Source organism: Rhodococcus sp. NPDC003348 (genome assembly GCF_053589375.1).
This window is the reverse complement of record NZ_JBSFRT010000011.1, coordinates 100,042-112,296: the sequence shown is the minus strand read 5'-3', so window position 1 is coordinate 112,296 and position 12,255 is coordinate 100,042. Positions and strand designations below refer to the sequence as shown.

General features: G+C 70.3%; 11 protein-coding genes. 10 read left to right on the top strand and 1 reads right to left on the bottom strand.

Translation table 11 applies throughout. The features are described from left to right. Positions 1–44: 44 nt before the first annotated feature. The 10 genes from ACWDU4_RS10195 to ACWDU4_RS10150 all read left to right on the top strand — a co-directional run bounded on the left by ACWDU4_RS10195 (position 45) and on the right by ACWDU4_RS10150 (position 10,944). Positions 45–1,712 carry an NlpC/P60 family protein gene (locus ACWDU4_RS10195; protein WP_450113773.1) on the top strand — a complete coding sequence of 556 codons (1,668 nt, stop codon included), beginning with the start codon at positions 45–47 and terminating at the stop codon, positions 1,710–1,712. A 49-nt stretch (positions 1,713–1,761) separates the two neighbouring features. Further along, a complete protein-coding gene (locus ACWDU4_RS10190; protein ID WP_450113772.1) occupies positions 1,762–2,937 on the top strand; it encodes an AAA family ATPase in 1,176 nt (391 codons plus the stop codon). Next, positions 2,934–3,914: a DUF58 domain-containing protein gene (locus ACWDU4_RS10185; RefSeq protein ID WP_450113771.1), complete on the top strand. Its 981-nt coding sequence runs from the start codon at positions 2,934–2,936 to the stop codon at positions 3,912–3,914. The genes ACWDU4_RS10190 and ACWDU4_RS10185 overlap by 4 nt, the downstream gene beginning before the upstream one ends. After that, positions 3,911–4,891 (top strand): VWA domain-containing protein, encoded by a 981-nt coding sequence (locus ACWDU4_RS10180; protein ID WP_450113770.1) that lies wholly within the window; start codon positions 3,911–3,913, stop codon positions 4,889–4,891. The genes ACWDU4_RS10185 and ACWDU4_RS10180 overlap by 4 nt, the downstream gene beginning before the upstream one ends. A 97-nt stretch (positions 4,892–4,988) precedes the next feature. Next, a complete protein-coding gene (gene fabG1, locus ACWDU4_RS10175; protein ID WP_450113769.1) occupies positions 4,989–5,711 on the top strand; it encodes a 3-oxoacyl-ACP reductase FabG1 in 723 nt (240 codons plus the stop codon). A 55-nt stretch (positions 5,712–5,766) separates the two neighbouring features. Continuing rightward, positions 5,767–6,591 carry an NADH-dependent enoyl-ACP reductase InhA gene (gene inhA, locus ACWDU4_RS10170; protein ID WP_450113768.1) on the top strand — a complete coding sequence of 275 codons (825 nt, stop codon included), beginning with the start codon at positions 5,767–5,769 and terminating at the stop codon, positions 6,589–6,591. A gap of 16 nt (positions 6,592–6,607) precedes the next feature. Continuing rightward, positions 6,608–7,678 carry a ferrochelatase gene (locus ACWDU4_RS10165; protein ID WP_450113767.1) on the top strand — a complete coding sequence of 357 codons (1,071 nt, stop codon included), beginning with the start codon at positions 6,608–6,610 and terminating at the stop codon, positions 7,676–7,678. Between the two features lie 137 nt (positions 7,679–7,815). Further along, the gene (locus ACWDU4_RS10160; protein ID WP_450113766.1) at positions 7,816–9,093 is read left to right on the top strand and encodes a PucR family transcriptional regulator; all 1,278 of its coding nucleotides are present in this window, start codon (positions 7,816–7,818) and stop codon (positions 9,091–9,093) included. Positions 9,094–9,269: 176 nt separating this feature from the next. Further along, complete coding sequence (locus ACWDU4_RS10155; RefSeq protein WP_450113765.1) at positions 9,270–10,532, top strand: cytochrome P450; 1,263 nt, start codon at positions 9,270–9,272, stop codon at positions 10,530–10,532. Positions 10,533–10,644: 112 nt separating this feature from the next. Beyond that, a complete protein-coding gene (locus tag ACWDU4_RS10150) occupies positions 10,645–10,944 on the top strand; it encodes a hypothetical protein (protein WP_450113764.1) in 300 nt (99 codons plus the stop codon). Position 10,945: 1 nt separating this feature from the next. Here the strand turns inward: ACWDU4_RS10150 and ACWDU4_RS10145 are convergent, their stop codons facing one another. Continuing rightward, on the bottom strand, positions 10,946–12,244 hold the full coding sequence (locus ACWDU4_RS10145; RefSeq protein ID WP_450113763.1) for a glutamine synthetase family protein: 1,299 nt from the start codon (positions 12,242–12,244) through the stop codon (positions 10,946–10,948). Positions 12,245–12,255 lie beyond the last annotated feature (11 nt).

The following is a 12,255-nucleotide window of genomic DNA, read 5'->3' as shown; positions in this document are numbered from 1 at the left end:
GGCACGCGTCTTCCCGGGACTGTCGCGGACCGAGGGAGACAACTGTGAGGCGAAGGGCACCGAGCGGCACCCACCGCCGCGGATTCTCGCGCAGGCGATCTCGCGGCGCGCGGGTACTCGTCGGATTCGGCATCGCACTCTCCCTGGTTGCGACCAACCCGGGCGTCGCGGGCGCGGTGCCGCCGCCGCCACCGAACCCCAGCGACGGTCAGTTGCAGCAGGCGGACACGGACGTGGCGGCACGCGTCGGCCAGGTCGGCGCCCTCATCAACGAGGTCGCCAGTGCCGACCAGCAACTCCGCGCACTCGACGACGCGGTCGCGATCAAGCGCGAGGACGTCAACCGGGCGCTCGTCGACCTGCAGAACGCGCGGGACGCGGCGAGTGCTGCCGCCGGCGCCGTCGGTGCGACGCTCCAGGCGCTGAAGGACGCGGGCGCACAGATCGACGCAGCGCAGCTCCGGTTCGACGAGTTCGCCGCCAACACCTATCGGCAGGGCACCGGCGTCGCGTCGTTCGCGTCGTTCATCGGATCCCAGGGTCCCGGCGACGTTCTCGATCGCGCGCAGCTGATGCGCGTGCTCGCGACCAACAAGAACGCCGTGCTGGACGCACTGCAGCGCGCCCGCACCGCCGAGGCCAACAAGAACTCGGCGGCCCGGGAGGCGAAGCAGCGAGCCGACGACGCCGCCTCGGCGGCCGAGTCACGCAAGGCCGACGCGGAGAACTCGATCGCCGTCGCGCGGGCAGCGCTGGCCGAGCAGGCGGGTAAGAAGGCGGCCGTCGAGGCGCAGAAGGCGTCCGCCGAGGCGCAGCTCGCCGCGGCCCGCGACAACGTCGCCGGTCTGCAGAGCCAACGGCAGGCGTTCGTCAACTGGGACACCCAGCGCGCGGCCGAGCAGGCCGCAGCCGCGGCGGCAGCGCAGGCCGCGCGGGAGGCGTCGGCCCAGGCGGCCGCCCGCGTCGCCGCCGACCAGGCGGCGCGTGACCGCGCCCGCGCACTGGCCGAGGGGCAGCGCAGTCACACCCAGATCGAGGACGATCCCACCGAACTCCCGTCGTGGAGCGTGCCGGACGATCCCGATGCCACGGAGCCGGACGGCACCGACACGGACACCTCGGAGTCCACGGACACCGACACGGACTCGGAGACGTCGGAGTCCACCGATACGGATTCGGGGACCTCGGACTCGGACACCGACTCCACGCCGACGACGACCGCGAAGCCGAAGCCGACGACGAAGCCGACGACACCGAAGCCGTCGAAGCCGAAGCCGTCGATCAGCGGCAGCGCAGCAGTCGAGACCGCCATCGACCGGGCGATGTCCCAGCTCGGCGTCCCCTACGCGTGGGGTGGCGGCGACGAGAACGGGCCGACGCTCGGCATCCGCGACGGCGGTGTCGCCGACAGCTACGGCGACTTCAACAAGGTCGGGTTCGACTGCTCCGGCCTGATGATCTACGCGTTCGCCGGCATCGGGATCTCGTTGCCGCACTACACCGGCTACCAGTACACCGCGGGCGAACAGGTGCCCACCTCGCAGATGAAACGCGGCGACATGGTCTTCTACGGGCCCAATGCCAGCCAGCACGTCGCGCTGTACCTTGGCAACGGGGAGATGCTCGAAGCTCCGCAGTCGGGATCGTTCGTGAAGATCTCGCCCCTGCGCTGGGACGGCATGACCCCGTACGTGGTCCGGATGGTGTCCTGACCCGGCGCACACCGCCGGATTCGGGGGAGTGGAAAGCGGTGGATTCTTGGTGACGTCACAGGGCGCGGACGGCGGCACGGCGAGCAGCGGCGACACCGGGACGGCCGGCGGCAGCACCGCGAAGGCCGACGGCGGCACCGCGAACGCCAACGGCGGGGCCGCGGCGGGCGCGGGCACCGCGTCCGGCGTGCAGTCCGACGCGCAACTGCTCGAGAAGGTGATCTACGAGGTCAAGCGCGTGATCGTCGGCCAGGACCGGCTCGTCGAACGGATTCTGGTCGGCCTGCTCGCCAAGGGACACGTGCTGCTCGAGGGTGTGCCCGGCGTCGCCAAGACCCTGGCCGTCGAGACGTTCGCGACGGTCGTCGGCGGCTCCTTCTCCCGGGTCCAGTTCACCCCCGACCTGGTGCCCACCGACCTCGTCGGCACCCGGATCTACCGGCAGGGCCGCGAACAGTTCGACATCGAACTCGGTCCCGTCGTGGCGAACTTCCTGCTCGCCGACGAGATCAACCGGGCCCCGGCCAAGGTGCAGTCCGCGCTGCTGGAGGTCATGGCCGAGCGGCATGTCACCATCGGCGGCAAGACCTTCCCGATGCCCGAACCGTTCCTCGTGATGGCCACCCAGAACCCGATCGAGAACGAGGGCGTCTACCCGCTGCCGGAGGCCCAGCGGGACCGCTTCCTGTTCAAGGTGCTCGTCGACTACCCGTCGATCGAGGAGGAGCGCGAGATCGTCTACCGGATGGGGGTCGCCGCGCCCGAGCCGCGCCAGGTGCTCGGCCCCGACGACCTGATCCGGCTGCAGAAGACGGCCGGTGGGGTGTTCGTGCACCACGCGCTCGTCGACTACGTGGTCCGGCTCATCGCCGCGACCCGCACCCCGGACGCCTTCGGGCTCACCGATGTCGCCGGCTGGATCTCCTACGGCGCCTCGCCCCGCGCGACCCTCGGCATCATCTCCGCAGCGCGCGCGCTGGCCATGCTGCGCGGCCGCGACTACGTGGTCCCGCAGGACATCCTCGACGTGGTCCCGGACGTGCTGCGGCACCGTCTCGTGCTGTCCTACGACGCCCTCGCCGACGAGGTCAGCCCCGACGACGTGATCACCCGGGTGCTGCAGACCGTCGGGTTGCCGCAGGTCGCCGCGCAGCCCGTCGCGCCCGCGCCCGTTCCGCAACCCACGGCCACTCCGGCGGCGCCGGTCGGGGGCGCACCGCGGTGACCACTCCCGGCTCCGCCGGGGCGACCCCGACCGGGTCGTCGCTGCCGTCGCTGCGTTCCGGTCAACTGCGGGACCCCGAGCTGGCGGCGGCGCTGCGCACGCTCGAACTGACCGTGCGACGGCGGCTCGACGGGGTGTTGCACGGTGAGCACCTCGGCCTGATCCCCGGGCCGGGCACCGAGCCCGGGGACGCGCGGATGTACCAGCCCGGCGACGACGTCCGGCAGATGGACTGGTCCGTCACCGCCCGCACCACCCACCCGCACGTGCGGCAGTCCGTCGCCGACCGCGAACTCGAGACCTGGCTGGTCGTCGACCTGTCCGCGAGCCTCGACTTCGGCACCACCGGTGCGGAGAAGCGGGACCTGGCGGTCGCCGCCGCCGCGGCGGTGGCCCACCTGACCAGCGGTGGCGGCAACCGGATCGGCGCGATCGTCGCGACCGGACACCACAGCGTCCGGATCCCGGCCCGCGGCGGCCGCCTGCACGCGCAGGCGATGCTGCGCACGATCGCGACCACCCCGCACGCCCCCGACGGTGTCCGGGGTGACCTCAAGGGCGCGATCGAGGCGTTGCGCCGGCCGCAGCGCAGGCGGGGCCTCGCGGTCGTCATCAGCGACTTCCTCGGCCCGTTGGACTGGGAACACTCCCTGCGCGCCGTGTCCGGTCGGCACGACCTGCTCGGAATCGAGGTGCTCGACCCGCGGGATCTGGAACTGCCCGACCTCGGCGAGGTGGTGTTGCACGATCCCGAGACCGGCCGCACCCGCGAGTTCACCACCACCCCGCAGTTGCGCGCCGACTTCGCCGCGGCCGCGCAGGCGCACCGCGAGACGGTCGAGCAGACGCTGCGGCGCTGCGGGGCGCCGGTCCTGGGACTGCGGACCGACCGGGACTGGATCGCGGACATCGTCCGCTTCGTCGCCGCCCGCAGGCACAGTTATGGTTCCCGGGTGAATCGAGTGCCGCGCCGGTGAGCCCGACCCAGTTCGCGTCGCCGTGGTGGCTGGCGTTCCTCCTCGTGGTCGCCGCGCTGGCGGCCGGGTACGTGCTCGCCCAGCGCCGCCGCCACCGGAACCTGCTGCGGTTCTCCAACCTGGAGATGCTGGAGAAGGTCGCGCCGGCGCGGCCCGGGCGGCTGCGGCACCTCCCGACGGCGCTCGTCCTCGTCGGACTCATGTTGCTGACCGTCGCGCTCGCCGGGCCAACCACCGACAAGCGGGTGCCGCGGAACCGGGCCACCGTGATGCTCGTGATCGACGTGTCGCTGTCGATGAAGTCGACCGATGTCGCACCGACCCGGCTCGCCGCCGCCCAGGAGGCCGCGAAACAGTTCGCGGACGGACTCACCCCCGGCATCAACCTCGGACTGGTGGCGTTCGCGGGCACCGCCTCGGTGCTGGTGTCACCGACGGTCAACCGCGAGGAGACCAAGGCGGCGATCGACCACCTGACCCTCGCCGAGCGCACCGCGACGGGTGAGGCCATCTTCACGTCGCTGCAGTCCATCGAGACCCTCGGTGCGATCCTCGGCGGCGGCGACCAGGTACCGCCGGCGCGGATCGTGCTGCTCTCCGACGGCAAGCAGACGGTGCCGGACAGTCCCGACGACCGTCGCGGCGCCTACACGGCGGCCCGGCAGGCGAAGGAACAGGGAGTGCCGATCTCCACGATCTCGTTCGGGACCTCGTACGGCACAGTCGACATCGGCGACGAGCGCATCGCGGTGCCGGTCGACGATCCCTCCCTGCGGGAGATCGCCAACCTCTCCGGCGGCACCTTCTTCACCGCGTCGAGCCTCGAGGAACTGAACAAGGTCTACGACACCCTCGAGGAGCAGATCGGGTTCGAGATCACCCGCGGAGATGCGAGCCGGATCTGGCTGGTGCTCGGCGTGCTCGCCACGGCGGCGGGCCTGGGCGCGGCTCTGGTTCTGCGCCAACGCCTGCCGTGACGCTCACGCTGCTGTCACAATGTGCTGCCGGCCGATCGCCGTAACGCCACAGACCCGCAAGACGAAGACCCTGACACCCAACAGATAGGTTTATCGAATGTCGAACGCGTCCACCCCGTCCCGCTCCGTGCTCGTGACCGGAGGCAACCGGGGCATCGGCCTCGCGGTGGCCCAGCGTCTCGCCGCGGACGGTCACAAGGTGGCGGTCACCCACCGCGGTTCCGGTGCGCCGGACGGACTGTTCGGCGTGCAGTGCGACGTCACCGACGCGGAATCGGTGGACCGGGCGTTCACCGAGGTCGAGGAGCACCAGGGTCCGGTCGAGGTGCTGGTTGCGAACGCAGGCATCACCGACGACACCCTGCTGATGCGGATGACCGAGGAGCAGTTCACCAACGTCATCGACGCCAACCTGACCGGTGCGTTCCGGTGCGCCAAGCGTGCGAACCGGGCGATGCTGCGGGGCCGGTGGGGCCGGATGATCTTCCTCGGCTCCGTCGTCGGTCTCGCGGGTCAGGCGGGGCAGATCAACTACGCGTCCTCGAAGGCCGGCGTGATCGGCCTGGCCCGTTCGGTCACCCGCGAGCTCGGCTCGCGATCGATCACGGCCAATGTCGTCGCGCCCGGCTTCATCGAGACGGACATGACCGCCGACCTCTCCGAGGATCTTCGCGACACGGCGAAGAAGTTCATCCCGCTGCAGCGACTCGGCAAGCCCGAGGACGTGGCCGCGGTGGTCAGCTTCCTCGCCTCGGAGGACTCCGCGTACGTGTCGGGCGCTGTGATTCCCGTCGACGGCGGCATGGGCATGGGGCACTGACCCGGCTCGATCCCCTCTCGCACGCAACGACTTTCACACCAGGAGGAGTACAACCATGGGCGGACTGCTCGAAGGCAAGACAATTCTCGTCACCGGCATCATCACCGACGCGTCGATCGCGTTCCATGCGGCGGCGATGGCGCAGGAGCAGGGCGCGAAGGTGATCATCACCGGGTTCGACCGGCTGCGCCTGATCGACCGGATCGCCCAGCGGCTGCCGAAGCCGGTGCCGCCGGCGATCGAGCTGGACGCCACGAACGAAGAGCACCTGGCCGCGCTCGCGGACCGCGTCCGCGAGGTTGCCCCCGAGGGCGTCGACGGCGTGCTGCACTCGATCGCCTTCGCGCCCAAGACGCTGATGGGGCCCGAAGCCAAGCCGTTCCTGGAGGGGCCCGGCCCGGACGTCGCGAAGTCGTTCGAGATCTCCGCCTGGAGCTACGCCTCGCTGGCCCGCGCCGTGCTGCCGGTCATGAACGAGGGCGGCTCCATCGTCGGCATGGACTTCGATCCGCGCACCGCGATGCCGTACTACAACTGGATGGGTGTGGCCAAGGCCGCACTCGAGTCCGTGAACCGCTACGTCGCGCGTGAGGTCGGCGAGGCGAAGAAGGTCCGCTCGAACCTCGTCGCCGCAGGACCCATCAAGACCCTCGCCGCGAAGGCCATCGCCGGCACCGCCACCGACGACGCCAAGAAGATGAACCAGCTCAACGAGTACTGGGACGCCGCGTCGCCCATCGGCTGGAACTTCAACGATCCCACCGCGGTCGCGAAGTCCGTGGTCGCGGTGCTGTCGGACTGGCTGCCCGCCACCACCGGATCGATCATCTACGTCGACGGCGGAGCCAGCCACAACACCTGGCTGCCCGAGAACCTGTGACCGCCTGACGATTTCGATGACCTACGACGCCCTGCTCCTGCTCTCCTTCGGTGGTCCCGAGAAGCCCGCCGACGTCCGGCCGTTCCTCGAGAACGTCACCCGGGGCAGGGGGGTGCCGCCCGAACGCCTCGACGAGGTGGTCGAGCACTACATGCACTTCGGCGGGGTGTCGCCGATCAACGCGCTCAACCGCGACATCATCGCCGCGGTCGAGGCCGAATTCGCGACTGCGGGAACCGAACTGCCGGTGTACTTCGGCAACCGCAACTGGCATCCGATGGCCGAGGACACCGTCGCTCGCATGCGCGACGACGGTGTCCGCTCGGCGCTGGTGTTCCCGACGTCTGCGTGGGGCGGGTACTCGGGGTGCCGGCAGTACCACGAGGACGTCGCACGTGCCCGCGCCGCGGTCGACGGGGCGCCGGAGCTGACGAAACTGCGTCAGTACTACGACCATCCACTGCTGATCGCGGCCTTCGCCGATGCGATCACCGCCGCCCGCGCCGACCTGCCCGCCGAGCAGCGGGACGGCGCCCGGCTGGTGTTCACCGCGCACTCGGTGCCGGTGGCGGCGGACGCAACCGGCGGTCCGCCCGCGGACGGCGGCCGGCTCTACAGTCGGCAGGTGGCCGAGGCCGCACGGCTGTGCGCGGCGGCGGTCGGCGTCGGCGAATACGACCTGGTGTGGCAGTCGCGGTCCGGGCCGCCGCAGGTGCCGTGGCTCGAGCCCGACATCTGCGACCACCTCGACACCGTCGCGACGTCCGGCGCCGACGCGGTGATCGTGTGCCCGGTCGGGTTCGTCTCCGACCACCTCGAGGTGATCTGGGACCTCGACACCGAGGCACGGGACAGGGCGGCGGAACTGGGTCTCGGGTTCGTCCGCGCCGGCACCCCGGGCACCGATCCGCGGTTCGCGCGACTCGTCGCGGAACTGGTCGCCGAGCAGACCACCGGTGCGCCGGCCCGGCGCCTCGGCACCGAGCCGCTGTACGGCGCCGGAGTCAACGGCGGTCTGTGCGCGGTGGACTGCTGCCGCCCCGCCCGGCGCCCGGCCCGGCCCGCATCGGCCCGGCCCACCGTGTGACACCCGAACTCATAGTTCCTCGACGTGCTCGTCGAGGAACCGCTGCGCCATCTCCGCTATCGACTCGCCGTTGCAGGGATACTGTTGGCGGGCAGTCAGGGCAAGAGCCACGCAGCAGCTGATCGGCTGGGGGACGGATGGAGTCACCGAGCACGGCCGAAGCGGGCGAGTGGATGCGCGCCTATGTCGCGGACAGCCTTTCGCGCGCCGACCTCGAGGCGTTCATCGACGATGTCGCCACGTCGATGGGTGCGGACGTTCCGGAACTGTCCACGGATGCCGACGTTCAGCGGGACCTCCATCTGGCCGTTCGCAGCCAGTTCCGCTTGTTCCTCTCGATCGGGCAGCGCGCGGCGCGGCGGTCCGTTCCCGTCGCGGAGGAGGCGCATTCGCTGGCCCGGACGATCGCGCGTCGTGGACTCGAGCTGCGCGTTCTCTCCCAGCTGTATCACGCCGGCCACCGCGCGGTGTGGCGCTTCGTGACGGCGTTCGTCGACGATGCGGACGTGCCGGGGGAGTTCAAGGTTCGGCTCGTGGTGATGATGTGGGAGCAGACGAGTGAGGTCATGAACTCGATGCTCGAAGAATTGGCGGCGACGTACACCCGGGAACGGGAGGGGATGCTCAGCGGGACCTTCTCGATGCGGGTGAACACGGTCCGCGAGATCCTGGACGGCAGCCTGAGCGGCGAGCCGGAGGCGTCCGCGCGGCTCGGCTATCCGGTGCACCGGGTCCACACCGCGGTGGCGTTGTGGACCACCGAGCACGCGATCTCGTTCGACGCCCGGATCTTCGAACCGCTGGTTCTCCGGCTCGCCCGCGCCGCATCCGCGACCGAAACCCTCTGCGTCCCATCGGGTTCGCGAGGACTGTGGGCGTGGTTGATCACCCGAGAGGGTGAAGAGCTCGCGATGGATCCCACCCTGGTGCCGCCGGGTGTGCGGGTTGCGACGGGCCGACCGGGGCAGGGCCTCGTCGGCTTCCGGCGGACGCACCGAGAGGCGCTCGCGGCGCAGGACATCGCGACGCGGGCGCGACGCCCCCGCGCCGTCACCACCTACCGCGAGGTCGAACTGGTCGCGATGCTCGCCGCCCGGCCCGACGCGCTGAACACACTGGTCCACCGTGAGCTCACCGGGCTGACCGGTGACGACGACGTGTCCGCGCGGCTTCGTGCGACATTGCGTGCCGTGCTGAGCAACCCCGGCAATCTGGAGGCCGCGGCCCGGCGCCTGAGCGTGCACAAGAACACCGTGCGGTACCGGATGCAGCAGATCGAGGAACGTCTGGGTCAGCGGATCGAGCGCCGCGCCCTGCACCTCGAACTGGCACTCGACTGTTTCGACACCTTCGGGGTCGAGCCCGACCCCGGTGTGCCGACCGCACAAATCGCGAGACGGCGGTTGGACAAGTAGACCAAACCGCGGGGCATGCCCGGTTGGAAGGCTTCGACACACCAGCGACGACAAAGGAGCGCCCAGTGTCAGTGCCCATTCGACCGGAGTCAGTGCCCATTCGACCGGAGTCAGTGCCCATGCGACCGGAGTCAGTGCCCATGCGACCGGAGTCAGTGCCCATGCGACCGGAGTCGGTGCCCACCCGACCGGAGTCGGTGCCCACCATCCCCGCAGGATTCGATCCCACCGACCCGGACATCTACGCGACGCACGTGCCGCACGCCGAGTTCGCCGAGCTCCGCCGGACCGCTCCCGTCTGGTGGTGCCCGCAGCCGCCGACGACCGGCGGGTTCCAGGACCACGGCTACTGGGTCGTCACCCGGCACGAGGACGTCAAGGAGGTGTCACGCGACAGCGACGTCTACTCCACCTGGGAGAACACCGCGATTCCGCGCTTCGAGGACGACATGCCCCGTGACGCCGTCGAGCAGCTGCGGCACATCATGCAGTTCAAGGACGCACCCGAGCACACGGCACTGCGCAAGATCATCGCGCGAGGCTTCACACCGCGAGCCGTCAACAGCCTGAAGGCGGCGTTTTCCGAGCGTGCAGCCGGGATCGTGAGCGAGGCCCTCTCCGCCGGCGCCGGTGACTTCGTCACCCACGTCGCCTGCGAACTTCCACTGCAGGCCATCGCCGAGCTGATCGGTATTCCGCAACAGGACCGTGGCAAGGTCTTCGACTGGTCGAACCAGATGACCGGCTACGACGATCCCGACTTCGAAGGTGAACCCGAGGCCGCCTCGATGGAGCTTCTCGGATACGCGTACCAGCTGGCGGAGGAGCGCAAGCGGTGTCCGGCCGACGACATCGTCACCCAGCTCCTGCAGGCCGACGTCGACGGTGACGCGCTCAGCGCGGAGGAGTTCGGGTTCTTCGTCCTCATGCTCGCGGTCGCGGGCAACGAGACGACGCGGAACGCCATCACCCACGGAATGATCGCGTTCCTCGAGGACCCGGACCAGTGGGAGAAGTTCAAGGCGGAGCGGCCGGCGACCACGGTCGAGGAGATCGTGCGCTGGGCGACCCCCGTCACGGCGTTCCAGCGGACGGCGCTGGTGGACACCACGCTGGGTGGCCAGAGGATCCGGCAGGGTGACCGGGTCGCCATGTTCTATGCGTCGGCGAACTTCGACGAGGAGGTCTTCGACGATCCGATGACGTTCGACATCACCCGCGACCCGAATCCGCACCTGGGATTCGGCGGAACGGGGGCGCACTTCTGTATCGGTGCGAATCTCGCGCGTCTCGAGATCGACCTGATCTTCAATGCGATCGCCGACCACATGCCCGACATCACCAGGCTCGGCGACCCGAAGCGACTGCGCTCCGGGTGGCTCAACGGCATCAAGGAACTCGAGGTCGACTTCACCGGAGGATGCCCGGTCGCCCACTGAGCCCGGCAAGCCGGTCGCGATCGCGAAGTTGACGCTTCACCCTGGTGTGCGGGTGGGGATCGGGGGAGGATGGGACTGTCTTCCCTCGGGCCCATCGGGAGGGGTCGTCTCCATGATCCGTCGTACCACCGCGTTCGTCCTCGTCGCGTTCGCCTCCACCGCCCTCCTCGTCGCCGGACCCGCCACGTCCGCCGAAGCCGCCACGGCACCCCCCAAAGCAGGGCCCGGCGACCAGTACGTCAGCAATCCGCCCGACGACAATCAGCTCGTCGGCTACTGCTCCGACCAGGCGCAACTCGCGAACAACCTCGAAATGCAGGGCGATCACGATCGCGCACTGAACGTCGTCGGGGCCGCGAACATGCGCGGCTGCCGCATCTACACCTTCGAGGCCAGCTGGGGTGCGCAGTGACTCACGCGGTCCACGCGTAGCGGAGCCGCTCGGCGACCTCGTCGACGGGCCGGTTCCGGTATTCGGCGAGCTCGTACCCGCGGACGGCACGCAGCGCCTCGTGGATCAACGGGTCGAAGAGCTGATCGGCGAGCCGTGAGTCCGTGAATCTGCCGAGCATGTCCGCGGGCTTCGTGGGGAGCAGCGTCACCCCCGCGCCGGCCCGCTCCACGTCGCTCAACCGGGCCGGATTGATCGTCACCTCGGGAGGCAGTGGCAACGCCTCGGTCAGACCGGTCTGCACCGCACCGAGCAACACGGTGGACGCCAGATAGGGGTTCGCGGACGGATCGATCGGCTTGACCTCGACGTGGGCGCCGTGCGGATTTCCCGGGGTGTCGGCGCACAGCCGCACCGCCGCCTCCCGGTTCTCCAGCCCCCAGCAGCAGTGCGCCCCCGCCCAGCTGTTCGGGCGCAGCCGCAGGTGGGAGAGCGCGGACCCGGACAGCACCAGCATGAAGTCGGGCAGCACCGCGACGAGGCCGGCGAGCGCGTGGCAGCCCTCGTCGGTGAGCGCGTGCGGGCCGTCGCCGCCCGAGAACAGCGGCACACCGCCCCGGCTCAGTGAGAGGTGCTGGTGGGCGCCGTTTCCGGCGCCTCCCGGGGTCGGCATCGGGGAGAACGACGCCGTCAGCGCGTGAGCGCGTGCCGCCCGGCAGATCAGGATGCGGGCGAGGACCGCCTGGTCAGCGGCGTGGACGGGGGCGGCCGGTGGCAACGACACCTCGAACTGGCCCGGACCGTACTCCGCGTGCACCTGTTCGATGCGCAGTCCCGCCCGCTCCGCCGCGGCCTGCAGATCGGCGATGAAGTCCCGCCGGCGCAGCACGGAATCGAGTCCGTACGCGGACCAGGTTCCGGGATCGTCGCCACCGAACAACGTGAACTCGAGCTCGTGCCCGATCAGCGCGTCCAGTCCCGATTCGCCGAGCACGCCGACGGCGGTTTCGAGGGCCCGGCGCGGGCATCCGCCCCACGGCGCGCCGTCCTGGTCGGTCAGGTCGGCCGGTGCCCACCAGGTGTCCGCGCCGAGGTCGCGCAGGTCGTCCCGGCCGATCCGCAGGCGCAGGTCCCCGACCACGGACAGGTTCTCGGTGAACGCGAGGTGGTTGTCGGCGCAGAACACCATCCAGCAGACCGAGGCGCCGGCGCCCGCGGTGACGAAGTCGTCGAGCCGGTCACCGGGCATCGTCTTCGCCCGCGCCACCCCGGCCATGTCCACGACCGAACCCACGATCAGTCCCGGATTCGTCGTCAGCATTGCCTTCTCCG